At 73.2% G+C, this 25,785-nt stretch carries 28 protein-coding genes; 14 read left to right on the top strand and 14 right to left on the bottom strand.

The window, feature by feature from the left end; genetic code table 11:
- Positions 1-222 precede the first annotated feature (222 nt).
- The 3 genes from FHG71_RS08335 to FHG71_RS08325 are packed head-to-tail and all read left to right on the top strand — an operon-like array spanning position 223 to position 2,257.
- Positions 223-1,176, top strand: a complete 954-nt coding sequence (locus tag FHG71_RS08335) for a calcium/sodium antiporter (protein ID WP_139081171.1) — start codon at positions 223-225, stop codon at positions 1,174-1,176.
- Between the two features lie 44 nt (positions 1,177-1,220).
- Complete coding sequence (locus FHG71_RS08330; protein ID WP_139081170.1) at positions 1,221-1,940, top strand: AzlC family ABC transporter permease; 720 nt, start codon at positions 1,221-1,223, stop codon at positions 1,938-1,940.
- Positions 1,937-2,257 (top strand): AzlD domain-containing protein, encoded by a 321-nt coding sequence (locus FHG71_RS08325; protein WP_139081169.1) that lies wholly within the window; start codon positions 1,937-1,939, stop codon positions 2,255-2,257. The genes FHG71_RS08330 and FHG71_RS08325 overlap by 4 nt, the downstream gene beginning before the upstream one ends.
- Here FHG71_RS08325 and FHG71_RS08320 read toward each other — a convergent pair.
- The 3 genes from FHG71_RS08320 to FHG71_RS08310 form a co-directional block, all read right to left on the bottom strand.
- Positions 2,254-2,832: a hypothetical protein gene (locus tag FHG71_RS08320; RefSeq protein WP_139081168.1), complete on the bottom strand. Its 579-nt coding sequence runs from the start codon at positions 2,830-2,832 to the stop codon at positions 2,254-2,256. The two genes, FHG71_RS08325 and FHG71_RS08320, sit on opposite strands and share 4 nt — an antisense overlap.
- Entirely contained in the window at positions 2,832-3,047 is a 216-nt protein-coding gene (locus tag FHG71_RS24660; protein ID WP_139081167.1) for an aa3-type cytochrome c oxidase subunit IV, read from the bottom strand. The genes FHG71_RS08320 and FHG71_RS24660 overlap by 1 nt, the downstream gene beginning before the upstream one ends.
- 66 nt (positions 3,048-3,113) lie before the next feature.
- Positions 3,114-4,811: an acyl-CoA dehydrogenase gene (locus FHG71_RS08310; RefSeq protein ID WP_139081166.1), complete on the bottom strand. Its 1,698-nt coding sequence runs from the start codon at positions 4,809-4,811 to the stop codon at positions 3,114-3,116.
- A gap of 83 nt (positions 4,812-4,894) precedes the next feature.
- On the opposite strand from FHG71_RS08310, the gene FHG71_RS08305 reads away from it, so the two are divergent.
- Both FHG71_RS08305 and FHG71_RS08300 read left to right on the top strand, forming a co-directional pair.
- On the top strand, positions 4,895-5,872 hold the full coding sequence (locus FHG71_RS08305; protein ID WP_139081165.1) for an L-threonylcarbamoyladenylate synthase: 978 nt from the start codon (positions 4,895-4,897) through the stop codon (positions 5,870-5,872).
- Between the two features lie 45 nt (positions 5,873-5,917).
- The gene (locus tag FHG71_RS08300) at positions 5,918-6,400 is read left to right on the top strand and encodes a pyridoxamine 5'-phosphate oxidase family protein (RefSeq protein ID WP_139081164.1); all 483 of its coding nucleotides are present in this window, start codon (positions 5,918-5,920) and stop codon (positions 6,398-6,400) included.
- Positions 6,401-6,451: 51 nt separating this feature from the next.
- Here FHG71_RS08300 and FHG71_RS08295 read toward each other — a convergent pair whose 3' ends face one another.
- From FHG71_RS08295 to ubiA, 3 genes are all read right to left on the bottom strand, one after another.
- The gene (locus tag FHG71_RS08295; RefSeq protein ID WP_139081163.1) at positions 6,452-6,778 is read right to left on the bottom strand and encodes a hypothetical protein; all 327 of its coding nucleotides are present in this window, start codon (positions 6,776-6,778) and stop codon (positions 6,452-6,454) included.
- Between the two features lie 22 nt (positions 6,779-6,800).
- Entirely contained in the window at positions 6,801-8,771 is a 1,971-nt protein-coding gene (locus FHG71_RS08290) for an OmpA family protein (RefSeq protein WP_139081162.1), read from the bottom strand.
- A 96-nt stretch (positions 8,772-8,867) separates the two neighbouring features.
- Positions 8,868-9,833, bottom strand: a complete 966-nt coding sequence (ubiA, locus tag FHG71_RS08285; protein WP_139081161.1) for a 4-hydroxybenzoate octaprenyltransferase — start codon at positions 9,831-9,833, stop codon at positions 8,868-8,870.
- Positions 9,834-9,845: 12 nt separating this feature from the next.
- On the opposite strand from ubiA, the gene FHG71_RS08280 reads away from it, so the two are divergent.
- Genes FHG71_RS08280 through FHG71_RS08270 form a run of 3 tightly spaced genes read left to right on the top strand, consistent with a single transcriptional unit; the run spans position 9,846 to position 11,927 of the window.
- Positions 9,846-10,565, top strand: a complete 720-nt coding sequence (locus FHG71_RS08280; protein ID WP_139081160.1) for a 16S rRNA (uracil(1498)-N(3))-methyltransferase — start codon at positions 9,846-9,848, stop codon at positions 10,563-10,565.
- Positions 10,562-11,398: a GNAT family N-acetyltransferase gene (locus FHG71_RS08275; RefSeq protein ID WP_139081159.1), complete on the top strand. Its 837-nt coding sequence runs from the start codon at positions 10,562-10,564 to the stop codon at positions 11,396-11,398. The genes FHG71_RS08280 and FHG71_RS08275 overlap by 4 nt, the downstream gene beginning before the upstream one ends.
- On the top strand, positions 11,391-11,927 hold the full coding sequence (locus FHG71_RS08270; RefSeq protein WP_139081158.1) for a hypothetical protein: 537 nt from the start codon (positions 11,391-11,393) through the stop codon (positions 11,925-11,927). Before FHG71_RS08275 ends, FHG71_RS08270 begins: the two co-directional genes overlap by 8 nt.
- Positions 11,928-11,930: 3 nt before the next feature.
- On the opposite strand, the gene FHG71_RS08265 is transcribed toward FHG71_RS08270, so the two are convergent.
- The gene (locus tag FHG71_RS08265; protein WP_139081157.1) at positions 11,931-12,434 is read right to left on the bottom strand and encodes a hypothetical protein; all 504 of its coding nucleotides are present in this window, start codon (positions 12,432-12,434) and stop codon (positions 11,931-11,933) included.
- 170 nt (positions 12,435-12,604) lie between these two features.
- Between FHG71_RS08265 and FHG71_RS08260 the strand changes: the two genes are divergently transcribed.
- The 6 genes from FHG71_RS08260 to FHG71_RS08235 all read left to right on the top strand — a co-directional run bounded on the left by FHG71_RS08260 (position 12,605) and on the right by FHG71_RS08235 (position 19,459).
- Positions 12,605-13,960, top strand: coding sequence for a glutamate--cysteine ligase (locus tag FHG71_RS08260; protein WP_139081156.1), 1,356 nt, complete (start codon positions 12,605-12,607; stop codon positions 13,958-13,960).
- Between the two features lie 20 nt (positions 13,961-13,980).
- Positions 13,981-14,319 (top strand): hypothetical protein, encoded by a 339-nt coding sequence (locus tag FHG71_RS08255; RefSeq protein WP_139081155.1) that lies wholly within the window; start codon positions 13,981-13,983, stop codon positions 14,317-14,319.
- Between the two features lie 48 nt (positions 14,320-14,367).
- Positions 14,368-15,507, top strand: coding sequence for a succinyl-diaminopimelate desuccinylase (dapE, locus tag FHG71_RS08250; RefSeq protein WP_139081154.1), 1,140 nt, complete (start codon positions 14,368-14,370; stop codon positions 15,505-15,507).
- On the top strand, positions 15,504-15,920 hold the full coding sequence (locus FHG71_RS08245; RefSeq protein ID WP_139081153.1) for a GNAT family N-acetyltransferase: 417 nt from the start codon (positions 15,504-15,506) through the stop codon (positions 15,918-15,920). Before dapE ends, FHG71_RS08245 begins: the two co-directional genes overlap by 4 nt.
- Positions 15,921-15,961: 41 nt before the next feature.
- The gene (gene rnr, locus FHG71_RS08240; RefSeq protein WP_139081152.1) at positions 15,962-18,229 is read left to right on the top strand and encodes a ribonuclease R; all 2,268 of its coding nucleotides are present in this window, start codon (positions 15,962-15,964) and stop codon (positions 18,227-18,229) included.
- Positions 18,230-18,319: 90 nt separating this feature from the next.
- A complete protein-coding gene (locus tag FHG71_RS08235; RefSeq protein ID WP_139081151.1) occupies positions 18,320-19,459 on the top strand; it encodes a lytic murein transglycosylase in 1,140 nt (379 codons plus the stop codon).
- A 21-nt stretch (positions 19,460-19,480) separates the two neighbouring features.
- Here FHG71_RS08235 and FHG71_RS08230 read toward each other — a convergent pair whose 3' ends face one another.
- The 7 genes from FHG71_RS08230 to rsfS form a co-directional block, all read right to left on the bottom strand.
- Positions 19,481-19,957 carry an RNA pyrophosphohydrolase gene (locus FHG71_RS08230; RefSeq protein WP_139081150.1) on the bottom strand — a complete coding sequence of 159 codons (477 nt, stop codon included), beginning with the start codon at positions 19,955-19,957 and terminating at the stop codon, positions 19,481-19,483.
- Positions 19,954-21,378 (bottom strand): S41 family peptidase, encoded by a 1,425-nt coding sequence (locus FHG71_RS08225; protein ID WP_139081149.1) that lies wholly within the window; start codon positions 21,376-21,378, stop codon positions 19,954-19,956. Before FHG71_RS08225 ends, FHG71_RS08230 begins: the two co-directional genes overlap by 4 nt.
- A gap of 10 nt (positions 21,379-21,388) precedes the next feature.
- Positions 21,389-22,504 carry a murein hydrolase activator EnvC family protein gene (locus FHG71_RS08220; protein WP_139081148.1) on the bottom strand — a complete coding sequence of 372 codons (1,116 nt, stop codon included), beginning with the start codon at positions 22,502-22,504 and terminating at the stop codon, positions 21,389-21,391.
- A complete protein-coding gene (gpmI, locus tag FHG71_RS08215; RefSeq protein ID WP_139081147.1) occupies positions 22,501-24,015 on the bottom strand; it encodes a 2,3-bisphosphoglycerate-independent phosphoglycerate mutase in 1,515 nt (504 codons plus the stop codon). The genes FHG71_RS08220 and gpmI overlap by 4 nt, the downstream gene beginning before the upstream one ends.
- A gap of 120 nt (positions 24,016-24,135) precedes the next feature.
- Complete coding sequence (locus FHG71_RS08210; protein ID WP_218014060.1) at positions 24,136-24,723, bottom strand: DUF1440 domain-containing protein; 588 nt, start codon at positions 24,721-24,723, stop codon at positions 24,136-24,138.
- A gap of 66 nt (positions 24,724-24,789) precedes the next feature.
- A complete protein-coding gene (rlmH, locus tag FHG71_RS08205) occupies positions 24,790-25,257 on the bottom strand; it encodes a 23S rRNA (pseudouridine(1915)-N(3))-methyltransferase RlmH (RefSeq protein ID WP_139081146.1) in 468 nt (155 codons plus the stop codon).
- 49 nt (positions 25,258-25,306) lie between these two features.
- The gene (gene rsfS, locus FHG71_RS08200) at positions 25,307-25,660 is read right to left on the bottom strand and encodes a ribosome silencing factor (RefSeq protein WP_139081145.1); all 354 of its coding nucleotides are present in this window, start codon (positions 25,658-25,660) and stop codon (positions 25,307-25,309) included.
- Positions 25,661-25,785 lie beyond the last annotated feature (125 nt).

Genomic DNA, 25,785 nt, shown 5'->3' with positions numbered 1-25,785 from the left:
GCCTGTCCTGGCGCCGAACCTATGAGCAAGGGGAAGGGGGACGCCAGCGGCAAGTGCGGCGGGTCGGGAAAACCGGACCGGGGACGGAGGCCGCCTGTCGGCCGGGCAGAGACCCGTCAGATCCGTGAACGAAGCTACGGAGGCCGGGCGATCGGTCCGCTCCCTCTGGACAGGGCCCCGGCGACGGGCATCATTGCCTCAGGCTGACAAGGACCGTGCGGGATGACGTTGCTGCTTCTGCTGGTCGGGCTCCTGCTGCTGGCGGGAGGTGGAGAGATCCTCGTGCGGGGCGCCGTCGGCGCGGCGCGCAGCCTTGGCGTGTCGCCTCTCCTGATCGGGCTCACTCTCGTGGGCTTCGGCACTTCGACGCCCGAGCTGATCACCAGCCTCTTCGCGGCCTTCGAGGGCGCGCCGGGCATCGCGGTGGGCAACGTTGTGGGGTCCAACACCGCCAACATCTTGTTGATCCTGGGAGCCACGACGTTGATCCGGCACCTGCCGGTCACGCCCGAGGCCTTCTGGCGCGACGGGCTCGCGCTGGTGGGCTCGACCGTGATCTGCGTCGCGGCCGTGCTGTTCGGGCAGCTCGACCGTTGGGTGGGTGCGGTGCTGCTGGCGGCGCTTGCGGGCTATATCCTCTGGGCCTACCGGAGCGAGAGCGCCAACCCGGACGCCGAGGCCGAGATGCACGAGCACATCGCCGCCGACGCGCCCCAGGGGCCGTCCTCGGTGCTGCTGTCGGTGGGGCTGGCCCTCCTGGGCGTCGTGATCACCATCGTGGGCGCGCGGATGCTGGTGTCCAGCGCCATCGTGCTGGCGCAGGGATGGGGTATCAGCGACACGGTGATCGGGCTCACGGTCGTGGCGGTGGGCACCTCGCTGCCCGAACTGGTGGCCTGCGTGATCGCCGCCCTGCGCGGGCATTCCGACGTGGCGCTGGGCAACATCATCGGATCGAACATCTACAACGTCCTGGGCATCCTGGGGATCACCGCCCTCGTTCATCCGATCCCCGTCCCGCCCGAGATTGCGCGCTTCGACATCTGGGTGCTGGTGGGCACGACGGCGGTGCTGATGCTGTTCCTGCGCACGGGCTGGCGGCTGCGGCGCTGGGAGGGCAGCGCCTTCCTCCTGGCCTATGCCGCCTACGTGGCCTGGCTGCTCGGGACCGTCTGAGGACGGTTGCCACCTTCGCGTGCCGGGGCTAGGGCAGGCGCGCCATGACCGTCGCCCTGTCCCGTTCCCCCTCTCCGCTCGTGCAGGGCCTGCGCGACGGGCTGCCCTTCCTGGCGGCGCTGATGCCCTTCGGGCTCCTCTTCGGGGTGGCCGCGAACGAGGCGGGGCTGGGGCTGGGCGCGGCGATGGGCTTTTCCATCGGCGTGATCGCGGGGGCGTCGCAGTTCACCGCCGTCAGCCTGATCCACGACGGGGCGCCTGCTCTGGTGGTGGTGCTGACGGCGCTGGCGGTCAACCTGCGCATGGCGATGTACTCGGCGGCGCTGGCCCCGCACCTGGGCGCGGCGCCGCTCTGGCAACGGGCGCTGGCGTCCTATGCGCTCTTCGATTCGACCTATGCCTGCGCGGCGGCGGCCTATCCGCGCCATCCGGGCTGGTCCTTGGGCGATCGGCTGGCCTATTTCGCCGGGACGGCGGGGCCGGCGGTCGTGCTGTGGCTGATCGTGACGGCGCTGGGCTCGGTGCTGGGGGCGACGATCCCCCCTTGGCTCGCGCTCGACTTCGCGGCGCCGATCTGCTTCCTCGCCATGGTCGCGCCGGGGCTGAGGACCCTGCCGCAGGTGGCGGCGGCCCTGACCTCGGTCGCCGGGGCGCTCCTTCTCGCCTGGGTACCCTATTCCCTGGGGCTCCTGGTCGCGGCGGTGGCGGCGATGGCGGTGGGGGCCGAGGTCGAGCGGCGGCTGGCGAGGAGGGGGCGGGCATGAGCGGCGCGGCCGTCTGGGGCGTGATCCTGGCGCTGGGCGTGGGCACCTTCCTGATCCGCTTCAGCTTCCTCGGGCTCATCGGGCGGCGGCAACTGCCGGAATGGGTGCTGCGCCACCTGCGCTACACGGGCGTTGCGGTGCTGCCGGGGCTGGTGGCGCCACTGGTGCTCTGGCCGCCCGCGACGGGGGGCGAGACGGAGCCCGCGCGGCTCCTGGCCGGAATCGCCACGGTGGCCGCGGGCGTCTGGACGCGCAGCGTGCTGGGCGCGATGGCGGCGGGGGCCGGGGTGCTCTACGCGGGGCTCGCGCTGCTCTAGGCGCCCTCGGGCGGGGGGCCGTGCCGCTCGGTCGTGGTGACGCCGGGCAGGCGGGCGAACTGGTTCGACAGGCTCTCGGGCAGCCACGTGTGGCGGATCGCTTCGAAGCCCGGCAACTGGCGCAGGACGTCCGAGACGGCGCGCGTGCACATGGCCATGCCCACGGGGCCGTAGCCCTTGGCGAGCGCGAGCGCCTGCTCGGCCACCTCGGGGGAGACGGCGATCTCCTGACGGACGTAGTAGTAGCCGTCCTTGGCCTGGTAGCTCAGGTAGCGCTCCTCGACCGCCGGCGAGAAGCCGTGAAGCACGTCGTTGCGCTCGGGCACGTAGGGATCGGTCCAGCCGCCGTAGGGATCGAAGAGAACCCTTTCGCTGGCCGAGACAAGGAGCGCGGAATGCGCGCCCTGGCCATCGCCTTCGTTCCGCACGGTGACGAGGGCGAGGTAGGTGGACCCGGGCGCACGGTAGCGCGCGAGCGCCACGGCGTCGTCGGGGGCCCAGACGGATTGCGCATCGCTGCCGCAGCCCGCGAGCGCGGCGCAGCCGAGCCCGGCGAGGAGGGCGCGCCGCCGCATCAGGCGTTGATGAGCGCCAGGAGGACCAGGAGGACGATGATGACCATGGTCATGCGCGTGGCGAAGCGCATGAAGCCGACGAAGGTCTGCTGCTGGGCGGTGATGTCCATGGTGCCGGGCTCGTGGGTTGCGGTGACGTGGGCCTTGGTGGTGTGCGCCAGGGTCTCGCGGGCGAGGGCGCCCTCGTCCTTGGGCGAATGGCTGTGCTGGGCCATGGCGGGATCCTTCGGAAACGGTCGGGAGGGGGGATAGACGATCCCCCGGGCGCTGTCACGCCCCCGTCACGCCGAGAGATCGGTGGGCGTGACGGCAAGGACGCCCTCGGCCCCGTCGCGCACCTCGGTCAGAAGGCTCGCGTGCTCGGGCAGGAGGCGGCGGATGTAGAAGGCGGCCAGCCGCGCGCGCCCCCCGTCGCCGGCCATGGCGGCTCGCAGGTGGGCACGGGCGCCGAGGATGCGGGCGAAGGCGCGCAGGTAGGCCGTGGCGCCAGCGGCGCGGTCGCCGGGCCGCGTCAGGAGCCCGTCGGTGGCTTCCCGCAGGGATTCGGCGGCCTGCCAGAGCGGCTCGGCCAGCGCGGGATGCGACAGGCGGGCCTCGGAGGCGGTCTTCTCGATCTCGTCGATCAGGCGGTGCGCGGCCTCGCCTCCGTCGGACAGCTTGCGGCCCACGAGGTCGAGCGCCTGGATGCCGTTCGTCCCTTCGTAGATGCGGGTCACGCGCACGTCGCGGGCAAACTGGGCGGCCCCTGTCTCCTCGATGAAGCCCATGCCGCCGTGCACCTGGATGCCGAGGTCTGCGACCTCGTGTCCCACGTCGGTGCCGAAGGCCTTGGCGATGGGCGTGAGGAACGCGGCGCGGGCGGCCCACTGGGCATCCCCGGTGGCCTGGGCCATGTCGAGCGCGACCGCGCAGTCGAGCGCGATGGCGCGGGCGGCGAAGGTGTCGGCCTTCATATGGGCGAGCATCCGGCGCACGTCGGCATGCTCCACGATGGCGCCCGAGCCGTCGGTCCGGCCCTGCCTGCGCGTGGTGGCCCAGTCGAGCGCCTGCTGGAAGGCGGCCTCGGCCACGCCGATGCCCTGCACCCCCACGCCGAGGCGGGCGTTGTTCATCATGGTGAACATGGCCGCCATCCCGCCATGCGGGGGGCCGACCAGCCAGCCCTTTGCGCCCTCGTAGGCCATGACGGCGGTGGGCGAGCCGTGGAGGCCGAGCTTGTGCTCCAGCTTGAGGGGGCGCAGCGCGTTGCGCTCGCCGGGGCGGCCCTGCCCGTCGGGCAGGAACTTCGGCACGAGGAAGAGCGAGATCCCCTTGGTGCCGGGCGCCCCGTCGGGCAGGCGCGCCAGCACCATGTGGACGACGTTGCCGGTGAAGTCGTTGTCGGCCCAGGTGATGTAGATCTTCTCGCCGGTGATGGCGTAGGTGCCGTCGCCCAGAGGCTCGGCGCGCGCGCGCAGGGCGCCCACGTCCGAGCCCGCCTGCGCCTCGGTGAGGTTCATGGTGCCGGACCATTCGCCCGAGACGAGCCTGGGCAGGTAGAGGGCCTGGAGATCGGGGGAGGCGTGGTGCTGGAGCGCCTCGATCTGGCCCTGCGTCATCAGCGGGTTCAGTTGCAGCGCAAGGCAGGCCCCCGACATCATGTCGTTCACGGCGGTCGCGAGCGTGAGCGGCAGCCCCGCGCCCCCCCAGCGGGGATCGGCCGCGAGCCCGATCCAGCCGCCGTCTGCTATGGCGCGATAGCCCGCATCAAAGCCGGGGCTGGTGCGGACCACGCCGTTCTCCAGCCGCGCCGGGTGAAGGTCGCCCGCGCGGTTGAGGGGCGCCAGCACGTCGTCGCAGAGCCGCGCGGCCTCGGTGAGGACCGCCTCCACGGTGTCGGGCGTGGCCTCGGCGAAGCGGGCTGTCTGGCCGAGCCGCTGGACGCCCGCGACATGGTCGAGATGGAAGCGCAGCTCGGACAGGGGCGAGCGGTAGGGCATGAATGGACCTCGGACCGGGCTAGGCAAGGCGCATGACCGAGCCTAGAGGGGCAGGAAACGGCCTCAAAACGGAACGCCACGTCATGACCGCCACGCCCCCGCAGGACGTTACGACGCAACGGCTGCCCCCCGACGCTGGGGGGCTGCGCGCGGCCGCGCGGCTGCTGCGGGAGGGCCGCCTGGTCGCCTTCCCGACCGAGACGGTCTATGGGCTGGGGGCCGATGCGGGCGACGGGCGGGCGGTGGCGGGGATCTACGCCGCCAAGGGACGGCCGTCGTTCAACCCGCTTATCGTCCATGTGCCGGACGCCGAGGCCGCGGCACGGATCGCCGAGGTGCCGGACCGGGCGGCCGACCTGATGACGGCCTTCTGGCCGGGGCCTCTCACGCTGGTGCTGCGGGCACGGGAAGAGGCGGGGATCTCGCCGCTCGTGCAGGCGGGGCTGCCCACGGTGGCGCTGCGGGCCCCGGCGCATCCCCTGGCCCGGCATCTCCTGCGCGAGGTTGGGCGGCCCTTGGCCGCGCCCTCGGCCAACCCTTCGGGGCGGGTGTCGCCCACGACGGCCGATCATGTGATGGCGGGGCTGTCGGGGCGCATCGCGGCAGTGCTGGACGGCGGGCCCTGCCCGGTGGGCGTGGAGTCGACGATCCTGGCGCTCGACCCCGCGCCGCGCCTCCTGCGCGCGGGCGGCCTGCCGGTCGAGGCGCTGGAGGAGGCGCTGGGGCAGCGGATCGCGTGGGACACTGATCCCGCACGGGTCGCGGCGCCGGGGCAGATGGCCTCGCACTACGCGCCGCAGGGCGCCGTGCGGCTGAACGCCCTGGCGCCCGAGCCGGGTGAGGTGATGCTGGGTTTCGGGGCGGTCGCAGGGGAGCTGACCCTCTCGGCCTCGGGCGACCTGCAGGAGGCGGCGGCGAACCTCTTCGGCTGCCTGCACCGGCTGGATGCGATGGGGGCGGACCGAATCGCGGTGGCGCCCATCCCCGAGACAGGGCTGGGACAGGCGATCAACGACCGCCTGCGCCGCGCCGCCGCGCCGCGGCATGAGGGGCTTGCCTGAACCGTTTCCCCTAGGGCATCATTCCGTGCCGGGAGGGAAACGGTCATGAGACTCACCGATCCGGTTCTGGACGACCTGCGCCGCGCGGGAAGCTGCTGGTTCGCCACGGCGGATGCGCGGGGACGGCCCCACATGGGCGCGCGGGACGCCTGGGCCACGCTGGGAGCCGAGGCCGTGGTGCTGGCGGACACGCTGTCGCCGGCCACCGCGCGGAACCTGCGGCTCAACCCCTGGGCGGTGGCGGGCTTCTTGGACGAGACGGGGCGCCACGGCTGGCGCATCGAGGGGCCGGCGCGCACGCTCGCCCCCGGCGAGGCGGGCTTCGCCGACGCGGCGCTGCACTTGGTTGCCACGGGCGCGGCGCGGCCCAAGCGCATCCTGCACCTCACCCCCGTCCGGGTGGAGCGCATCGCCACGCCCGAGATGCCGCTGATCCCCGACCGGGCGGCCAAGGGCCTCGCCCTGATCCGCCAGGCGGCGGCGCAGGTGCAGGGGTTGCCGGGACTGCGGCCGAGGGGCGCGGAGTAGCGTCCGGTTTCCGGCCCCGAACCTGCCGGGGGAGCGGAGCCCCCGGCGGCCTCATCGGCGGTGGTTCCTCTCGATCCAGTCGCGCAGGCTCTCGGTCTCGGCGCGGGCGTCGCGCAGGCCGTCCATGGCGGCCCGAAGCTCGGCCTCCCTCTGGTGCAGGAGGTTCTCCATCTCGGTCTCGCGGGTGGCGAGCAGGACCAGCGCCTGATCGCGCGTCTCCTCGGCGTCATGGAGCGCCTGGGCCATCCGGTCGAGCTCGCCAATGTCGGCGCGGCTCACGCGGGTGAGGCGGTTCACGAGCCAGCCGGCGAACCAGCCCAGCGAAAAGGCCGCAAACAGGATGACCGCCGTGGCGATGATGAATTCGGTGCGGTTCACGTGCCCTGTCCCCGTCGCGGCCCTAGTCGGTCGCGTCTTCCTCGGACGGCGCGGCGGCGGGCGCAAGGTCCTCGGGCCGGGCGGGCGGCGCGCCGGGGGCCTCCCGCATCGGCTGCGCGGCCATGTCGTGCGGCAGCACCGGCAGGGGGCCGATGAAGTCGGCGGCGGGGACGGAGGCCGCGGCGCCGATCAGCGAGAACTCGATGCGCCGGTTGACCTCGCGCCCCGCCTCGGTCTCGTTCGAGGCGATGGGGTCGGCCTCGCCGAAGCCCTGCGCCTCGAACCCCGCGACAGGAACGCGCTCGGCGCGCAGGGCCGCCAGCACCGCCTCGGCGCGCGACTGGCTGAGGGCGAGGTTCGACGATTCGCGCCCCTGGCTATCGGTGTAGCCCGCGATCCGCAGCGGCAGGTCGGGACAGTTCCGCAGGATCTCGGCGATGGCCTCGATCACCGGCTCGCCTTCGGCCGAGATGGTGGCCGCGCCGGGATCGAAGGTGATCTTGGCCGCGTCGGTGACGGCGGTGATCTTGGCCAGGCATTCCTCGGGCGTGGGCAGCGCCGCGAGCGGGTCGAGCGCCTCGTCGTAGGCGACCTCGATCGAGAGCGCGGCGTCCGGGCCCAGGGTCTCGATGGCGCGGGCGGCGATCTCGTCGCGGGCCGCCGTGTGGCCGGTGCGCCCCTCGACGCGGATCGCATCCGGGGTGACGATGGCCTCTCCTTCCGCCAGGGGCGCCAGTGCCTCGATCCCCGCGAGCACCCGCATGGCCCAGCCGGCGGGCAGGTCGCGGGTGCCGGGCCGGGTGGCCACCACGACGTCCTCGGCCCCGAAGCGGGCCTGGGCGAAGGCGCGGGCAAGGCCGTTCATGCGCGCGTCCTCGATGGGTCCCATGAGCCGCAGCGTGCCGTCCGGCAGCAGCGTCGCGGTGAACTCGGGCGGCCCCAGGGGCGCCTGGTCGGCCACGGGCTCGGGGGTGCGCGCTTCTAGCGAGAAGACCTCGGGCAGCGCGCCGTCCAGGGCGCCCGCGACGCGGTCGAAGAGCGCCGGGTCGGTGCCGGGGGGCGCCACCAGCGCCACGTCGGCGTCCGAGAGGGTGAGCGTGCCGGCCCCGATGTCGCGCAGGGCCGAAAGGCCCGCGGCGGCGGCCTCTCCCCATTCGGGGCTGGGCGCGCCGAGCCCCAGGCGGCAGTCCACCGGGCCCTCGGAGCCCGCGCCCAGGGCGGCGGCGAGGATCGCGGCGCGCGCCTCCACCGTGTCGGCCGAGCAGGCGTCGAAGCGGAGCGTGCCATCCTCCAGGGTCGCGCGAAGCGTGAAGGGGGTGATGACCGGCCGAGGCGCCTCGATGGCCAGCGCGAGGCGGACGCCCTCGGGAACCGTTTCGGCGAGGCGGGACTCGAGCTGGCGCTGCGCCTCGGGCGTGTCGGCGATGGCGTCGATGGAAACGCGGCCCGCCGCGACCGAGATCTTGGCCTGCGGCAGGAGCTCCAGGGCGTCGAGCGCATAGGCCAACGCGGGGTCCCATCCTTCGGGCACCGGATGGTCGGCGGTCTCCAGCAGGTCGGACGGCGTCTCGTCGCTCGCGGCCTGGGCCGCGTCGCGGGTCAGCCGGTCCCGGTCGGTGTCGGCGGGGATCAGGCCGATCAGCGACACGCCCGCGTCGTTGCGCAGGATCTCCAGCGCGAAATCCGGGGGCGCGAGGGGGACGGCGTCGGCCACGTGGAGGTTGTCGATGACCCGGCTCGCGTCCACGACCGACCCCGCGACGGCGATGGCCTCGAAGCGGGTGGCCTCGGTCGGGGCCTCGCCTTCGAGGACGATCTGGAGCCCGTCGCCCAGCACGGCGGCCCAGTCGTGGCCCTCGACCTTCAGGCGCTCGGCCACGGCCTCGACCGAGCGGTCCTCGACGAGGCGGGCGAGGGCCTGGGCGGCCACCGCCGACAGGCCGCCGGCCGCGACGAAGGCAAGGACGGCAAGGAGCGGGGGCGAGAGCTTCATGGTCGATTTTTCGTGGCTGTGGCGGGCGAGCCACCCTTAGGCCTGCCCCCGCCGCTCCACAACCAACGCCCCCGCGAGGCGGCGGAAAGCCGCGGCTCAGAGAAGGGCGGCGAGCGCGAAGGCCAGGGCCGGGATCAGCCCCGCGTCGCGGTTGGAGCGGAAGAGCCGCAGCAGCCCCGGCCCGTCCTCGGGATCGAAGCGGCGGAGTTGCCAGGTGAGGTGCCAGCCCATCGCCCAGGGGCCGCCCAGCGCGACGGCGAGCGCGAGGGGCGACCCCTCCACGCCCGCAAGGATCGCGGCGAAGCCGAGGAGCGAGACGGTGGCCACGAGGAAGCGGCGTAGCCAAGTTGGCGTGTCGTCCCCGAAAAGCCGGGCGGTGGACTTCACGCCGATCAGCGCGTCGTCGTCCGCGTCCTGGTGGGCGTAGATCGTGTCGTAGAACAGCGTCCACATGATCCCGGCCGCCCAAGCCAGCACGGCCGGCGCCTCGACCGCGCCCGCGTGCGCCGCATAGGCGAGGAGCGCGCCCCAGTTGAAGGCCACCCCCAGCACCGCCTGCGGCCACCAGGTCACGCGCTTGGCGAAGGGGTAGAGCGCCACGGGGACGAGGCTCAGGAATCCCAGCGCGATGGCGACGGGCGGCAGCGTGAGCAGGATCAGGAGCGCGACCGCGCATTGCGCCGCGAGCCACAGGAGCGCCTGCCGAACCGTGACCTGCCCGGATGGGATCGGCCGCGCACGGGTCCGGGCCACCTGCCCGTCGATGTCGCGGTCGGCGACGTCGTTCCAAGTGCAGCCCGCCCCCCGCATCAGCACGGCGCCCATCGCGCAGGCGAGCGCGATCCAGAGATCGTGGGCCGAGGGCGCGCGGCCCGTGGCCACCAGCGCGAGCCCGAGGCCCCACCAGCAGGGGAGCAGGAGGAGCCAGGTGCCGATGGGCCGGTCGGCGCGGCTCAGGCGCAGGTAGGGGCGCCAGGCGGCGGGGGCATAGCTGTCCACCCAGTTCGCGGGGGGCGCGTCGGGCACCGTGCCCGCCTCTGGCGTCCGGGTCGCGTCGCTCATAGGGTTCGTCCCATGTCCAAAGTCCGCCTGTTCCTAGACCATCCGCTCGCCGAAGGGCAGCCCGTGCCTCTGGGTGCCGACCAGGCGCATTATCTCTTCGGGGTGATGCGGCTGGGGCTCGGCGCGCGGCTGTCGGTCTTCAACGGCCGCGACGGCGAATGGGAGGCCGAGGTCGCCGAGGCGGGCAAGCGCGCCGGGCGGCTGGTGGCGCGGGAGCAGACCCGGCCCCAGGCGATGCCGCCGGACCTGTGGCTCCTCTTCGCGCCGATCAAGAAGGCGCGGACGGACTTCATCGTGGAGAAGGCGGCCGAGATGGGCTGCCGCCGCATCCGGCCCGTCCAGACCGAGTTCACGAACAGCGAGCGCGTCCGCGCCGACCGCCTGCGCGCCCATGCCGTGGAGGCGGCCGAGCAGTGCGGCGGCGTCTTCGTGCCCGAGGTGGACGAGATAGCGCGGCTCGGGGACGTGCTGGCCGGATGGGACGTGGCCCGGACGCTCTGGTTCTGCGACGAGACGCTGGCCGCGGCCGAGGCCTCGCTGCCCGCGTGGTCGGGTAGTCCCGGCGCGGTGCTGATCGGGCCCGAGGGGGGCTTTTCCGATGCGGAGCGGGCGCGGCTGCGCGCGCTGCCCTTCGCGCGGCCCATCCGGCTGGGCCCGCGCATCCTGCGGGCGGACACGGCGGCGGTGGCGGCGCTGGCGCTGTGGCAGATGGTCGAGGGAGACTGGCGGTGAGGCCGCTGGGCGAGGCCGACCGCGCCGGGATCGAAGCCGTCCTGTGGTCTCGCGTCGAGACCTCGATGTTCCCGCTGGGCAACCTCGTCCGGCACGGGATGTCGGGCGGCCACCGGCACGCGATGCGCTTCTGGGGTGCGGGCGAGCCCCTGGAGGCCGTGCTGGGCCTGGCGGGCAGCGGCATGGTCCTGCCGCAGATCCCGCCCGCGCTGGCCGGCGCGGCGGCCACGGCCCTCGCAGGGCGGCGCATCATCGGCGCCGTCGGGGAAAGCAGGCAGGTCGCGGCCCTGCGGGCGACGCTGCTCCCGCCCGGGGCCCCGGTGCAACTCGACCGCGAGGAGGCGCTCCTGTCGCTGGACCTCTCCGACCTGACGATGCCGGCGACCGAAGGGCTGATGCTCGCGCCTCTCTCGGCCGCACCGCGCGACCTTCTGGTGCGCTGGCGCGCGGCGAGTGAGCGCGAGGCCTTGGGGGCGGGCGAAGAGTCCGAGGCGCAGGCCGAGGCCGACGTGGCGGCCTGGCTTGCGGCGGGCAGCCAACGCGTGCTGCTGCGCGGCGGCCGACCGGTCGCCATGACCGGCTTCAACGCGCGGCTGCCGGGGATCGTGCAGGTCGGCGCCGTCTGGACCCCACCCGAGCTGAGGCGCCGGGGCCTCGCGCGGGCCGCCGTCGCGCTGCATCTAGCCGAGGCGCGAGCCGAGGGCGTGGAACGGGCGATCCTCTTCACCGCAAATCCCTTTGCCGCCCAGGCCTATCGGGCGCTGGGGTTCCGGGAGGTCGGGAGATTCCGGCTCCTTCTCCTCGCTGCGCCGCAGGAGGTGCCCGGTGGCTGATCTCCTGCGCCCCGAGATCCGCGATGCGCTCTGGCGCGGCCGCGAGGCGATAGCGGGGATGGCCATCGTCCTGCTCGCGCTATGGCTCGGGCTGTCGACCTTCGGGATCACGCGCTGGGTGGCCGGGGCGCTCGGGCTCGCGGGTCTCGGCCTCGTCTGGACGGGCGTGCAGCGATGGCGCTTTTCCCGCAGCCAGGGCGGGCCGGGGTTTGTGCAGGTGGACGAGCGGCGGCTCGTCTACTGGGGGCCGCTCGACGGAGGCACGATGGACCTCGACAATCTCGCGCGGCTGGACCTCGACCCGGGGGCGGGGCGCTGGCTGCTGACCGGGCTCCGGGGCGAGGTGCTGGCCGTGCCGACGACCGCGCAGGGGTCCGAGGCGCTCTTCGACCTGTTCACGGCCCTGCCGGGGCTCCGACCCGAGGCCATGCTCTCGGCTCTGGAGCGGACGGAGGGGCCGCCCGTGACGCTCTGGCGCGCCCCCAACGTCGTGGTCCTGCCCCGGCCCGAGGTCCGGCGGCTGCGCTAGGGCCTACTGCCCGATCTTCCTGCGGAAGGCGGCCTGCGCCGGGATCGGCAAGCCCCGGTAGACGGCCACCAGAAGATCGACGAGCGCTTTGTCCTCGGCCTTCTCCTGCCCCGCCTCCACCACCGCGATCTCGAGGACGCGGGTGCGGGCGTTGGGCGGCTGGGTCTGGCCGTGGCGCAGGAACATCTCGCGCAGGCGACGCAGGTGCTTGGCCTGCCGCTTGGGGTCCTGCACGGGCGCGAACCAGGCGGCGAGCGCGGCGTCCGACTTGCGCCCGTCCAGCCGCTCGCTGACGGCGAGATAGCTCGCCGCGTCAAGGCCCCGGAACCCCGCCCAGCGCGAGAAGGCGTAGCGCCATTCTCCCTCGGCCTTCACCGCGATCCAGGCGCGGGCATAGGCGAGGCGGCCCGCCAGCGCGGGCGAGCGGCGCAGCTCGGGCTCGAAGGCGAGGGTGGCCTCGCGCGCCTCGGCGAGGGAGGTGACGAGGGGCGGCAGGTCAGGCGGCATCGGTTTCCCGTGGCGTGAGGAAGGTCTGCGTCAGGGTTGCCCGGAGATGCGATCTGCTTCAAACGCTTTCTGCGCAGGAGCGAAGAGGCGCCGTGCGGGCCGTTGCGATTGACTCCGGCCGATGCGCGCGGCACCTGTCGGGCCGCACAAGAAGAGCGAGGGGCCCCTTCATGTCCATTCCCCAGTCCGGCGGCGGCCCCATCGAGCGGCCGGAGCAGCTCGCCGAGTATCTGGAGAAGGGCTGCAAGCCCGCGGACCAGTGGCGGATCGGAACCGAGCACGAGAAGTTCGGCTTCCTCACGGACAGCTGCGCGCCGCTGCCCTACGAGGGGCCGCGCTCGGTGCGCGCGGTGCTCGACGGGCTCGCGGCCCGGGGCTGGGAGCCGGTGCGCGAGGGCGACGCGGTGATCGGCCTCAAGAAGGGCAAGGCCAACGTCTCGCTGGAGCCCGGCGGGCAGCTGGAGCTCTCCGGCGCGCCCTTGTCCCACATCCACGAGACGGCGGCCGAGCTGGATTCGCACTTCGCCGAGGTGCGCGAGATCGCCGGGCCCCTGGGCGTGGGCTTCCTGGGCGTCGGCGCGGCGCCCGAATGGACGCACGACCAGATGCCGGTGATGCCCAAGGGGCGCTACAAGCTGATGACGGCCTACATGGGCCGCGTGGGCACCCACGGCACGCAGATGATGTACCGCACCTGCACCGTGCAGGCGAACCTCGACTTCGGCTCCGAGGCCGACATGGTGAAGAAGCTGCGGGTGAGCCTCGCGCTTCAGCCCGTGGCCACGGCGCTCTTCGCCTCGTCGCCCTTCTTCGAGGGCAAGCCCAACGGGCACCGGAGCTGGCGGTCGCGGATCTGGCGGGGGCTCGACGATTCCCGCACCGGGATGCTGCCCTTCGCCTTCGAGGAAGGCATGGGCTTTGAGCGCTACGTGGACTGGGTGCTGGATGTGCCCATGTACTTCGTCTACCGCGACGGCGCCTACGTCGACGCGCTGGGGATGTCCTTCCGCGACTTCCTGAAAGGAAAGCTCCCGGCACTGCCCGGCGAGGTGCCGACGCTGTCGGACTGGGCCGACCACATGACCACCGTCTTCCCCGAGGCGCGTGTGAAGCAGTACATCGAGATGCGCGGCGCCGACATGGGCGACCGGGCCCACGCTCTGGCGCTCCCGGCCTTCTGGGCGGGGCTTCTCTACGACGGCGGCGCGCTGGACGCAGCCTGGGATCTTGTGAAAGGGCTCGACGCCGGAACGCGCGAGGGGCTGCGGGTCGCGGCCTCGGAACGGGCGCTCCAGGGCGAGGCGGGGGGCGTGCGGCTCCTCGATCTGGCGCGCGCGGCGCTGGGGCTGGCCGAGGAGGGCCTGCGGGCCCGTGCCGATCGCGGCATTCCCGACGAGAGGCCCTTCCTCGCACCGCTCTGGGATCATGTGGAGCGCGGCCGGGTCGTGGCCGACGACCTTCTCGCAGCCTACGAGGGCGAGTGGGGCGGCGACCTGGGCCGCATCTACGAGGCATGCCGCCTGTAAGGCGGGCGAAAGGAGCCGACATGGCCGACGAGGACAAGCCCAAGCGCCCGCAGCAGGTCTTCACCCTTCTCGTGGAGGTCGGGCGCAAGGCCGACGACGGCCTGCCCGAGGGCGCCACGGGCGGCGCGCTCCTCTGCTACGCCTCGGGCGTGGACGAGGCCGAGGCAGTGCGCGAGACGGTGGCCGTGCTCAAGGAGGCAGGACTCGCCCCCCTCGACGTGTCGGGCTACGGCACGCTGGAGGAGCGGCTGGCCGAGGGCCACGACATCGACGAGGAGGAGCGGGGGCTGATGCAGCAGGCGCTCGACGACAACGCGGTGATCGTGGCGCAGATGACGCCCTTCTACGACGAGAAATGATCCCGCCGGGCCACTGACCCGAGGCCCGCGCCCGCGACGGAGGACCCCATGCCCGACGCCCTGACCCTTGCCGCCGACCTGATCCGCTGCCCCTCGGTCACGCCCGAGGAGGGCGGCGCGCTGGTGCTGCTGGAGCGCGTGCTGACTGCCAGCGGCTTCGCCTGCACCCGCGTGGACCGCAACGGCACGCCCAACCTCTTTGCCCGGATCGGGCCTCGGGGCGCGGCGCGCAGCTTCGGCTTCAACGGGCACACCGACGTGGTGCCGCCGGGCGATCCCGCGCGCTGGAGCGCCGACCCGTTCTCGGGCGAGATCCGGGGCGGGATGCTCTGGGGGCGGGGCGCCGCCGATATGAAGTCGGGCGTCGCGGCCTTCGTCGCGGCGGCCGTGGAGGTCGCGCCGCGCCTTCCGGCCGACGGGGCCATCGTTCTGACCGTCACCGGCGACGAGGAGGGGGACGCGACGGACGGCACCGTGGCGCTCCTCGACTGGATGGAAGAGCAGGGCGAGGCCATGTCGGTCTGCCTCGTGGGCGAGCCCACCTCGGTCGAGCAGCTCTGCGACACTATGAAGATCGGGCGGCGCGGGTCGCTCACCGCCCATGTGACGGTGACGGGGGTGCAAGGCCATTCGGCCTATCCCGAGCGGGCGCGCAACCCGGTGCCGGCACTGGCGCGGCTGGTGGACCGGCTGTCGTCGCATCAGCTGGACGAGGGGACGAAGCATTTCGGCCCCTCGACTCTCGCGGTGGTGACGATGGACACCGGCAACCCCGCCTCGAACGTGATCCCGGCCGAGACGCGGGCCACGCTCAACATCCGCTTCAACGACCTTCACACGGGCGCCTCGCTGGAGGCTTGGCTGCGCGAGGGGGCCGCGAAGGTCGCAACCGAGTTCGAGGTAAGCGTCGAGCTGACCCTGCGCGTCTCGGGCGAGGCCTTCCTGACCCCGCCCGGCCTCCTGTCCGAACTGGTGAGCCGCGCCGTCGAGGCCGAGACGGGGCGGCGGCCCGCGATGTCCACGACGGGCGGCACCTCGGACGCGCGCTTCGTCAAGGCGCATTGCCCGGTGGTGGAGCTGGGCCTTGTGGGGCCGACGATGCATCAGGTGGACGAGCGGGTCGAGGCGGCGCAGGTCGGAGACCTGTCGCGCGTCTACCAGCGCGTGCTGGAGGACTATTTCGCATGATCGCGGTCGCGCGGACGACGGACCTCGACGCCTGCCTGCGGCTCCGGCGGGTGGTCTTCATCGAGGAGCAGGCGGTCCCTGAGGACCTTGAGATCGACGGATTGGACGGCGAGGCGGTGCATCTGCTGGCCACGCTCGACGGGCGACCCGTGGGGACGGCGCGGCTCTTCGCCAAGGGCGACATCGGCAAGATCGGGCGGGTCTGCGTGCTGAAGGAGGCGCGGGGCCGGGGCATCGGCGCGGCCCTGATCCGGCAGGCGGTCGAGGAGCTGCGGGGCTTGGGACTGGCCCGCGCCAGGCTCGGCAGCCAGGTCCACGCGATCCCCTTCTACGAGGCCCTGGGCTTCGTGGCCGAGGGGCCGGTCTACGACGACGCGGGAATTCCGCACAGGGACATGACGCGGACGCTGTGAGCCCGTGACGCCGGGGGCCGGGCGCGCTAGCTACGCCCATCATGGCAGAATTTCCCACCAAGGACGCGATCCTCCAATGGATCGAGGACAACCCCGAGGCCACAAAGCGCGACATCGCCAAGGCCTTCGGCATCCGGGGCGCGGCGAAGATCGACTTCAAGGCGCTGCTCAAGAACATGGAGGCCGAGGGCGAGCTGCCCGGCCGCAAGCGCCGGCGCGAGCCCGAGGCAGCCGGGATGCCCCCCGTCACCGTGGTCGAGATCACCGGGCCCGACCGGGGCGGCGATCTTCTGGCCCGTCCCGTGGACTGGCGCGGCGATGGCCCGCCCCCCGTGATCCGGGTCGAGGCGCGCCCGGCGGACGGGGCCCTGGGCCCGCGCGACCGGCTGCTCGCCCGCATCGACGAGACGCCGGGCGAGGATCATCCGTTCGTCGCCCGCCCCATCCGCCGCATCGCCGCCGCGCCCGCCCGCCTGCTGGGCATCTTCAAGCGCGACAGCCACGGCGGCCGGATCCTGCCCATCGACAAGGGCGAGGCCAAGCAGTGGGTGGTGAGCGCCGGCCAGGAGAACGGCGCCGAGGACGGCGAGCTGGTCGAGGCCGAGCAGGTCGGGCCCAAGGGGCGGCTGGGGCTCCCCAATGCGCGCGTGACCGAGGTGCTGGGCGACCCGGCGGGCCCGCGCGCGGTCAGCCTCATCGCCATCCACCAGCACGGCATCCCCGACGTCTTCCCTGACCGCGTGCTGGAGGAGGCCGAGGCCGCCGAACCGGCCGGGCTGGAGGGGCGCGAGGACCTGCGCCATCTCGACCTTCTCACCATCGACCCCGAGGACGCGCGCGACCGCGACGACGCCGTGCTGGCGATCCCGGACATCGACCCGGCCAACGCGGGGGGCTTCGTCCTCTGGGTCGCCATCGCCGACGTGGCCTACTACGTGCGCCCGCAGAGCCCGCTCGACACCGAGGCGCGGCTGCGCGGCAACTCGACCTACTTTCCCGACCGGGTGGTGCCGATGCTGCCCGACCGGCTATCGGGCGACCTCTGCTCACTGCACGAGAACGTCGACCGCGCGGTGGTCGCGGTGCGGATGCGGATCGACCGGGACGGGCGCAAGCTCGACCACGCCTTCACGCGCGGGCTCATGCGCTCGCGGGCGTCGCTCGCCTACGGGCGGGTGCAGGCGGCCATCGACGGGCAGCCGGACGAGCAGACCGCGCCTCTGCTGGAGACGGTCCTGAAGCCCCTTTACGGCGCCTACGAGGCGCTGCGCCGCGCGCGCGAGCAGCGGGCCCCCCTGGACCTCGACCTGCCCGAGCGGCGGATCGTGCTTGACGAGCGGGGCAAGGTGACCTCGGTCGCCTTCAAGGACCGGCTCGACGCGCACCGGCTCATCGAGGAGTTCATGGTGCTGGCCAACGTCGCCGCCGCCGAGACGCTGATCGCCAAGCGCACGCCGCTCCTCTTCCGCGTCCACGAGGAGCCGGACCCGGAGAAGCTGAACAGCCTGCGCGAGATCGTCGAGGCCTCGGGCCTTTCGCTCGCCAAGGGGCAGGTGCTGCAGACCCGGCACCTCAACCGGCTGCTCGCGCAGGCGGCGGGGACGGACCAGGCCGAGCTCATCAACATGGCGACGCTGCGGTCGATGCCCGCGGCCTACTACGCCGCCACCAACTTCGGGCATTTCGGGCTCGCGCTGCGCAACTACGCCCACTTCACCTCGCCCATCCGGCGCTACGCCGACCTGATCGTGCACCGCGCGCTGATCGCCGCGCATCGCTGGGGACCGGACACGCGCCGCGACGGGCTCTCAGACGCCGACATCGACCGGCTGGACGAGACGGGCGAGCTGATCTCGGCCGCCGAGCGGCGCTCGATGATGGCCGAGCGCGACACGCAGGACCGCTATCTCGCCGCCTTCCTCGCCGACCGCGTCGGGGCCGAGATGGCCGGGCGCATCTCGGGCGTGGCGAAGTTCGGGCTCTTCGTGAAGCTGGACGAATCGGGGGCGGACGGGCTGGTGCCGGTGCGGTCCATCGGCGAGGAATACTTCCACTACGATCACCGCGAGCAGACGCTGACGGGCGGCAGCTCGGGCGTGGTCTTCGCCGTGGGCAGCCGGGTGACGGTCAAGCTGGCCGAGGTGACACCCGAGACGGGGGGCATCCTCCTGGAACTACTGACGCTGGAAGACCATGCCCTGCCGCGCGGCCGCAGGACCGGCACCCGGGGCGCCCCTCCGCGCCGCAGGCTCGGGCAGGAGAAGGCGCGCGCCGCCAAGGAGCGCAAGGTCACCCGCCGGCGGAAGTGACGAAGGGGAAACCGCCGCCCGATCCACCTTCCGCGCGGGCGCGCGGGCCGCTAGCCTCCGGTCCCAACAACACGCCGAGGCGGGGGCAGCATGGCACAGCGACGGGCTCGACTTCTTCTGGCAGGGGCGGCGGCGCTGGCGCTGGCCGCCTGCGGCGGAGGATTTTCGCGCGGAGGGCAGGGGACGATGGCGCAGCCGGCGGTGAACGAATGGGCCAGCGTCCCGAACCCGGCCTATGACGCCTGGGTCCTGAACTTCCTGCCCCGCGCGCGCAGCGCGGGCATTCCCGACGCGACGCTCCAGGCGGCCTTTGCGCAGGGCGGCTTCATCCCCGCCGTGATCGAGCGCGACCGCAACCAGGCCGAGTTCAAGCGCAGCCTGCCGGACTACCTCCTGACCGCCGTGTCGGACAGCCGGGTGGAGAACGGCCGGGCCGCGCTCGCCCGCCACGCCGACGCGCTCGCCCGCATCGAGGCGACCTACGGCGTGGACCGCGAGGTGGTCGTGGCGGTCTGGGGCATGGAGTCCTCCTACGGCACGCGCAAGGGCGACGTGCCGGTGGTTCCCGCGCTCTCGACGCTGGCCTTCGAGGGGCGGCGCGCGCAGTTCTTCGAAAGCCAGCTCCTTTCGGCGCTGCGCATCCTCGCGGCCGGGGACACCACCCCGCAGGCGATGAAAGGGTCCTGGGCCGGAGCCATGGGGCACACGCAGTTCATCCCGACCTCGTTCGAATCGCTCGCCGTGGACTTCACCGGCGACGGGCGGCGCGACATCTGGGGCGAGGACCCGTCGGACGCGCTGGCCTCCACGGCGAACTACCTTGCACGCTCCGGCTGGCGGCGGGGGGAGTCGTGGGGCAGCCTCGCCTCCGAGGGATCGGGCGGGCGGGTGATCCAGCCCGAAGGGGCGCCCGCGTTCCGCGTCTACGGCAACTTCGACGTCATCAAGCGCTACAACAACTCGGACGCCTACGCGATCGCGGTCGGACACCTCGCGGACCGGCTCAAGGGGCGTCCGCCGCTGGCCGGGATCTTTTCCTCCGAGCGGCCGCTCACGCTTCCCGAGCGGGTGGCGCTGCAGGAGCGGCTGACGGCCCTGGGCTTCGACACCGGAGGCACGGATGGCAACGTGGGCCCGCGCACGATCCAGGCGATCCGCGACTTCCAGACGTCGCGCGGCCTCGCGCCCACGGGCTTCGCCGCGCCCTCGGTGCTGGCGGCGCTGCGCTGACGCAGGCGGCCCGCTTGGGGCTCAGGCGGGCTCGTTCAGGAAGGCCAGCGCGGCGCGATAGGCTTCGCGCTTGAAGGGGACGATGTGCGCCGCCAGTCGCGCGGGATCGTCCCAGCGCCAGTCGGCGAACTCGGGATGCGCGGTGGCGATGCCCACCTGCGCGTCCGTTCCCAGGTAAAGCATCCGCACCCAGGTGATTGCCTGCCCCCGATAGCGCCCCTTCCAGTGGGCCGGGCGCATCGCCTCGGGGATGTCGTAGGCGGTGGGGACGGGCGCGACCGCCTCGACCCGCACCAGCGCCGACGGGATGCCCGTCTCCTCTTCCAACTCGCGCAGCGCGGCCGTCACGAGGTCCTCGCCGGCGTCCACGCCGCCTTGGGGCATCTGCCAGGCGGCGGGATCGTCGGACGTCAGGTCGTTGCGACGGCCGGCGAAGACCCGGCCCTCTGCGTTCCGCAGGATGACGCCCACGCAGGGGCGGTAGCTTTCGGGCGTCACGGCTCGGCGGTCTCCGACGTCCCGGTCTGCGCCTCGGCGGCCTGCAGTCGGGATGGCGTCGCCACCGGGCCCAGCGCCGACAGCCCCTTGAGGATGTCGATGGCGTAGGCGAGCTGGTAGTCCTCCTCGCGCAGCTTGGCGGCGGCCTCGGCGCGGGCGATCTCGTCCTCGACCTGCGTCCGCTCCTCGTCGGTGAGCGAGTCGTTGGTCAGGGCGCCCCGCAGGTCGCCCTCGTGGATCTCGCGCGGGGGCGTGGGCGCCTCGCTGGCCTGCTCGTCGGCGATCTCGGCCGCGACGGCGGGCTGGGGCTGGGCCACGATGATGTCGGGCGAGATGCCCAGCGCCTGGATCGACCGGCCCGAGGGCGTGTAGTAGCGCGCCGTGGTCAGCCGCATGGCCCCGTCGCCCGCGAGCGGCATCACCGTCTGCACCGAGCCCTTGCCGAAACTCTGGGTGCCGACGACCACCGCGCGGTCGTGGTCCTGCAGCGCGCCCGCCACGATCTCGGAGGCCGAGGCCGAGCCGCCGTTGATGAGCACGACCATGGGCAGGCCGTCCGACAGGTCGCCGGGCGTGGCGTTGAAGCGCTCGCCATCCTCGGCGTGGCGGCTGCGGGTGGACACGATCTCGCCCGCGTCGAGGAAGGCGTCCGCGACGTAGATCGCCTGGTCCAGAAGCCCGCCGGGGTTGTTGCGCAAGTCGAGCACCACGCCGTTGACGTTGCCCATGCCACCCGCGGCCTCGACCTGCTCGGCCAGGCCCTGCGACAGGCCGGGGAAGGTCTGGTCGTTGAAGGTGGTCACGCGCAGCACAACGGTCTTGCCCTCGGTCCGGGCGCGCACGGCCTGGAGCTTGATCGTGTCGCGCACCAGCGTGACGTCGAAGGGCTCGGCCGGGGTCTCGTCCTCGGTCTGGCGCACGATGGTCAGCACGATCTCGGACCCCACGGGGCCGCGCATCATTTCCACCGCCTCGTCGAGCGTGAGGCCCAGGACCGACTGGCCGTCCACGGCGGTGATGTAGTCGTTGGCCAGGATCCCGGCCTGGTCGGCGGGCGTGCCGTCCATGGGCGAGACGACCTTGACCCAGCCCTCCTCCTGCGTGACCTCGATGCCCAGGCCCCCGAACTCGCCGCGCGTCTGCACGCGCATCTTTTCGGCGTCGTCGGGCGACAGATAGCTCGAATGCGGGTCGAGCGAGGTGAGCATCCCGTTGATGGCGGCCTCGATCAGGTCCTGCTCGTCCACCTCCTCGACATAGTCGGCGCGGATACGCTCGAAGATGTCGCCGAAGAGATCGAGCTGCTCGTAGATGCTCCGCTCCTGCTCGGTCCCTTGAGCGAGGAGCGGCCCCGCGACCTGCGTGGTGACCACGAGGCCCAGCGCGGCCCCTCCGACGGCGGCGAACGCCAGCTTCTTCATGGATGCCCTCTCAGTCGAGCCGGAACCAGGTGCCGGGGTCCACGGGACCCTCGGCGTCTCGGACCTCAAGGTAAAGGGTTTCCGTGCGGGCACTAGCCCCTGCGGGTACGGCCCCGGTCAACATCGCGTGGGCGTCCGGCGTCTCTCCGCCCATCAGGCCCAGGGGCGCGCCCGCGGGCAGGATCTCGCCCGCGTCGCCAAAGACCTGCGCGAGGCCCGCGACCACGAAGAGCGTGCCCGGCGCGGGCTCCAGGATGGCGACGGTCCCGTAATCGAGAAGCGGCCCGCGGAAGCGCAGGGTCGCCGCCACCGGCACGGTGACCAGCGCGCGCGGCTCGGCGGCGATCACGAGGCCGGGGCGGGCCACGCCGGCGGCGTCGGGCTCGCCCGGGCGGCGCAGGACGGCGCCCGGGACGGGCAGGGGCAGGCTTCCCGTCCCGCTGGCGACGGGGGAGGGGGCCAGTTCCTGGTCCACCGTTTCCCCGAGCCCGTCCGCGAAGGCGTCGAGCGAGTCGGTCGAGGCCATCAGGAGCGCGGTGGCCACCGGGTCCTCGGTGTAGGCGCGGGGCAGCTCGGTCCGATCGGCGGCGGCGGCGGCCAAAGCCGCGCGCGCTTCCTGCACGTTCTCCAGCCCCTCGCGCAGCGTGCCCTCGGCCTCGGCCTGCGTGCGCTCGATGGCGCCCAGCGCCTCCAGCCGGGCCTTCAGCGCCTCGGCCTCGGCCTGGAGCGCCGGGGTCACGTCCGCGATCAGCATGCCCGCGCGGGCGGTGCCCAGCGGGCCCTGCGGGTGCAGCATCAGCACGGGCTCGGGGGCCTGCCCCATGGACTGCAGCACGCCCAGCAGGCGGGCGACCTCGCCCGAGCCGGCGTCGAGCTCGGCCTGGAGCCGGTCCCGTTCCACCGCGACCCGGCGCAGCGTGTCGCGCATGAGCGCGAGGCCGTCCTCGTAGGCCTTCACGGTCGCGGTGAAGGCGGCGAGCCGGTCCTGCGCCCCTTCGGCGCGGTCCATGAGCGCCGCCGCCTCGCGCAGCCGGGCCGCGGCCGCTTGGGCGGCCTCGGCGGTGCCGGCCTCCTGCGCGGCCAGCGGCCCCGCGAGAAGCAGAAGGAGCAGGAGCGCCCGCCTCATCGCTGGATGAGGCTCCGGCCGGTCATCTCGGGCGGCAGGTCCAGCCCCATGAGGTCGAGCACCGTGGGCGCGAGGTCCGCGAGGCGCCCGTCGCGCAGGGTGGCGCCCTCGGGCCCACCCACGAGGATCACCGGCACGGGGTTCGTGGTGTGGGCCGTGTGGGGGCCGCCCGTCGCAGGGTCCACCATCAGCTCGCAGTTGCCGTGGTCGGCGGTGACGACCATGGCGCCCCCGGCCTTCTCCAGCGCCTCGACGACGCGCGACAGGCCCCGGTCCACCGCCTCGCAGGCCTTGATCGCGGCCGACAGGTCCCCGGTGTGACCCACCATGTCGGGGTTGGCGTAGTTGGTCACGATCAGGTCATAGCCCTGCTCGACCGCTCGGACGAAGTGCTCCGTCACCTCCCCGGCCGACATCTCGGGCTGGAGGTCGTAGGTCGCCACCTTCGGCGAAGGAGGCATGTGCCGGTCCTCGCCGGGGAAGGGCGTCTCGACGCCACCGTTCAGGAAGAAGGTGACGTGCGGATATTTCTCGGTCTCGGCCAGCCGGAACTGGCGCAGGCCCTTGGAGGCGACCCATTCGCCCAACGTGTTGCGGATGTCGCGCCTGGGGAAGACCTGCGGATACCAGGCGTCGTGCCGGTCCGAGTAGGTCACCATTCCCAGCCGCGCGGCGAGCGTGGGCGCGGGCCCCCGGTCCCAGCCCGCGAAGTCCGGGTCGGCGAGGGCGGCCAGGATCTCTCGCGCGCGGTCAGCGCGGAAGTTGAGGCAGAAGAGCCCGTCCCGCGGCCCGATCCCTTCGTGGCCGTCCAGCACCGAGGCCTCAATGAACTCGTCCGTCTCGCCGCGCTGGGTGGCCAGCTCCACCGCCGTGGCCGCGTCGCGGGCGCGGGTGCCTTGGGCGTGGAGCATGGCGTCATAGGCCTTCTTCACCCGCTCCCAGCGGTTGTCGCGGTCCATCGCGTAGTAGCGCCCGATCACCGTGGCGACGCGCGCGCCCTCGGGCAGCTTGGCCTCCAGCTCGGCCACGAAGTCCTTGGCCGAGGTCGGGGCCACGTCGCGGCCGTCGGTGATGGCGTGGATGGAGACGGGGACGCCGGCGCCGGCGATCACCCGCGCGGCTTCGAGGATGTGGTCGATATGGCCGTGCACGCCGCCGTCCGAGACCACGCCCATCAGATGCGCCGTGCCGCCCGACTGCCGGAGCGTGGCGATGAAGGTCCCCAGCATCTCGTTCTTTGCGAAGGACCCCTCCTCGATGGCGAGGTCGATCTGCCCGAGGTCCATGGCCACGACCCGGCCCGCGCCGATGTTGGTGTGGCCGACCTCCGAATTGCCCATCTGGCCCGAGGGCAGGCCCGCGTCGGGCCCATGGGTCCGGAGCTGCGCGTGCGGGCAGGTCGCCATCAGCCGGTCGTAGGTCGGCGTCTGCGCCAGCGCGGGGGCGTTGGCGAAGGAGTCCTCGCGCAGGCCCCAGCCGTCGAGGATGCAAAGGACGACGGGCTTCGGCATGGCGGGGCTCCCTTCCTGGACCGGGCCCTTCTAGACGAGGGCGGGCGGGGGGCGAAAGGGGCTCCGCCCCTCGCCGAGGCGCGGCTTGCTCCTATAGGCTCGGAACGATGGAAGGCCCGGTCAGGCGGCCAGCCGCCTGGGCTCGCCCGCGGGGCCGTCCAGCGCCCGCAGCACGCCCTCGGCCACGAGACCCAGCGCGAGATGCGCCGCGACCGAGCGGGCGTGGTCCTGCCAAGGATAGTCCTGCGGCGGCGCGGCGAGCCCGAGAAGCGGGTTCATGCCCTCGTCCTCGACCAGCGTCGCGGCCAGGCCGAACAGCGCGCCGCCCCCCGCCGCGACCGCCGGATAGCGGTGCCGCAGCACGGCGTAGGCGATGGTCGGGGTCGTCGCGAAGGCGTAATGGAGCGCAAGGCCGAGCGGATGCGGCTGCGGCGGGTTCAGCTCCTTCCCGAACGCCCCCGCGATGCGGTTCGCTGCCACATGCGCGGGGTCGAGCCCGCCCGGCCGCGCCCGGCGCGTCTCGGCCCGCCGCTCCGAGGCCTCGGCGTCCCACATCGCCCAGTCCAGCCGGTCGAGCACCCAGGTCGCGACGATCCCCGCCGCGGCGCCCTTGAGAACCGTGCCGAGCAGCCCGTCGCCCTCCATCGGGCGATTGCGGGGCCTCTCTTCCGTCTCGGGCCAGTCCCTGACCCTCACTCCGTCCACCATCTCGCGTCTCCCTTGCCGTCTCGGGCCCAACAGCCGCGCGGTGGGAGGGTTCCGCCCCGCCGGCGCTCAGGCCCGGTGGTAGGGCCCGCCCGAAAGGATGGTCGCGGCGCGGTAGAGCTGCTCGGCCAGCATCACGCGCACGAGCATGTGCGGCCAGACCATGGGCCCGAAGGAGAGCAGGAGGTCGGCGCGCCCTCGCACGGACGGGTCGATCCCGTCCGCCCCCCCGATCACGAAGACGGCGTCGCGCCGCTCGTCCTTCCAGCGGTCCAGGCGGCTCGCGAAGGCGGGCGAGGGGAGCAGCTCGCCCCGTTCGTCGAGGCAGCAGAGCCAGGCGTCCTTGGGGATGCGGGCGATCTGGAGCACGCCCTCGGCCGCCATGCCCGCGCCGGGCTTGGCCTCGACCTCGACGACCTGCGCGGGCCCCAGGCCCAGCGCCCGGCCGGTCCGGTCGAAGCGGAGGAGGAAGTCGTCGATCAGCGTCCGCTCGGGGCCGGCCCGGAGGCGGCCCACCGCAAGGATCGTCACGCGCATCCGGGGTCAGCCCGGCGTCGCGGGACGGCAGGGGATCAGGCGCACCGCGTCAGCCCGCGGCGGCGGTCCGGTGGGCGCTACCCGAGGGCATCCACATCTTCTCAAGCTGGTAGAAGTCGCGCACCTCGGGCCGGAAGACGTGGACGATGATGTCGCCCGTGTCGATCAGGACCCAGTCGGCGGTCTCCTTGCCTTCCATCTTGGACAGGATGCCGTGGTCCTGCTTCAGCCGGTCGGCGAGCTTTTCCGCGATGGCGGCGACCTGGCGGGTGGAGCGGCCGGAGGCAATGACCATGAAGTCGCCCATCTCGGAGCGGCCGCGCAGGTCGATCGTCACAATCTCCTCGGCCTTGTCGTCCTCGAGCGAGTCGATGACCACCTTGAGCAGGTCCTCGCTGGTCATCTGGGGGTCGGGCGCGGGCCCGGTAGCTGCGGCGAGTGCCGCGTGGGTGTCGGGTGACAGGGAGTCATCCTCCGTGTGGCGCGCCGTCGGCCCCGGCGCCGGGCTTGCCCCAAAGATAGCATCCG

Origin of the sequence: Rubellimicrobium roseum (assembly GCF_006152145.1) — a bacterium.
Classification (GTDB): domain Bacteria; phylum Pseudomonadota; class Alphaproteobacteria; order Rhodobacterales; family Rhodobacteraceae; genus Rubellimicrobium; species Rubellimicrobium roseum.
The sequence above is the reverse complement of the archived record's forward strand: the minus strand, read 5'-3'. Positions and strand labels throughout refer to the sequence as shown.

Coding starts and splice junctions, on each gene's coding strand:
- dapE (WP_139081154.1), top strand. CDS start 14,368: ATGCCCGACGCCCTGACCCTTGCCGCCGACCTGATCCGCTGCCCCTCG.
- FHG71_RS08210 (WP_218014060.1), bottom strand. CDS start 24,723: ATGGTGGACGGAGTGAGGGTCAGGGACTGGCCCGAGACGGAAGAGAGG.
- FHG71_RS08320 (WP_139081168.1), bottom strand. CDS start 2,832: ATGCGGCGGCGCGCCCTCCTCGCCGGGCTCGGCTGCGCCGCGCTCGCG.
- FHG71_RS08260 (WP_139081156.1), top strand. CDS start 12,605: ATGTCCATTCCCCAGTCCGGCGGCGGCCCCATCGAGCGGCCGGAGCAG.
- FHG71_RS08325 (WP_139081169.1), top strand. CDS start 1,937: ATGAGCGGCGCGGCCGTCTGGGGCGTGATCCTGGCGCTGGGCGTGGGC.
- FHG71_RS08245 (WP_139081153.1), top strand. CDS start 15,504: ATGATCGCGGTCGCGCGGACGACGGACCTCGACGCCTGCCTGCGGCTC.
- FHG71_RS08220 (WP_139081148.1), bottom strand. CDS start 22,504: ATGAGGCGGGCGCTCCTGCTCCTTCTGCTTCTCGCGGGGCCGCTGGCC.
- FHG71_RS08280 (WP_139081160.1), top strand. CDS start 9,846: ATGTCCAAAGTCCGCCTGTTCCTAGACCATCCGCTCGCCGAAGGGCAG.
- gpmI (WP_139081147.1), bottom strand. CDS start 24,015: ATGCCGAAGCCCGTCGTCCTTTGCATCCTCGACGGCTGGGGCCTGCGC.
- rnr (WP_139081152.1), top strand. CDS start 15,962: ATGGCAGAATTTCCCACCAAGGACGCGATCCTCCAATGGATCGAGGAC.
- FHG71_RS08225 (WP_139081149.1), bottom strand. CDS start 21,378: ATGAAGAAGCTGGCGTTCGCCGCCGTCGGAGGGGCCGCGCTGGGCCTC.
- FHG71_RS08255 (WP_139081155.1), top strand. CDS start 13,981: ATGGCCGACGAGGACAAGCCCAAGCGCCCGCAGCAGGTCTTCACCCTT.
- FHG71_RS08300 (WP_139081164.1), top strand. CDS start 5,918: ATGAGACTCACCGATCCGGTTCTGGACGACCTGCGCCGCGCGGGAAGC.
- FHG71_RS08335 (WP_139081171.1), top strand. CDS start 223: ATGACGTTGCTGCTTCTGCTGGTCGGGCTCCTGCTGCTGGCGGGAGGT.
- rlmH (WP_139081146.1), bottom strand. CDS start 25,257: ATGCGCGTGACGATCCTTGCGGTGGGCCGCCTCCGGGCCGGCCCCGAG.
- FHG71_RS24660 (WP_139081167.1), bottom strand. CDS start 3,047: ATGGCCCAGCACAGCCATTCGCCCAAGGACGAGGGCGCCCTCGCCCGC.
- FHG71_RS08290 (WP_139081162.1), bottom strand. CDS start 8,771: ATGAAGCTCTCGCCCCCGCTCCTTGCCGTCCTTGCCTTCGTCGCGGCC.
- FHG71_RS08330 (WP_139081170.1), top strand. CDS start 1,221: ATGACCGTCGCCCTGTCCCGTTCCCCCTCTCCGCTCGTGCAGGGCCTG.
- FHG71_RS08310 (WP_139081166.1), bottom strand. CDS start 4,811: ATGCCCTACCGCTCGCCCCTGTCCGAGCTGCGCTTCCATCTCGACCAT.
- rsfS (WP_139081145.1), bottom strand. CDS start 25,660: ATGACCAGCGAGGACCTGCTCAAGGTGGTCATCGACTCGCTCGAGGAC.
- ubiA (WP_139081161.1), bottom strand. CDS start 9,833: ATGAGCGACGCGACCCGGACGCCAGAGGCGGGCACGGTGCCCGACGCG.
- FHG71_RS08235 (WP_139081151.1), top strand. CDS start 18,320: ATGGCACAGCGACGGGCTCGACTTCTTCTGGCAGGGGCGGCGGCGCTG.
- FHG71_RS08305 (WP_139081165.1), top strand. CDS start 4,895: ATGACCGCCACGCCCCCGCAGGACGTTACGACGCAACGGCTGCCCCCC.
- FHG71_RS08265 (WP_139081157.1), bottom strand. CDS start 12,434: ATGCCGCCTGACCTGCCGCCCCTCGTCACCTCCCTCGCCGAGGCGCGC.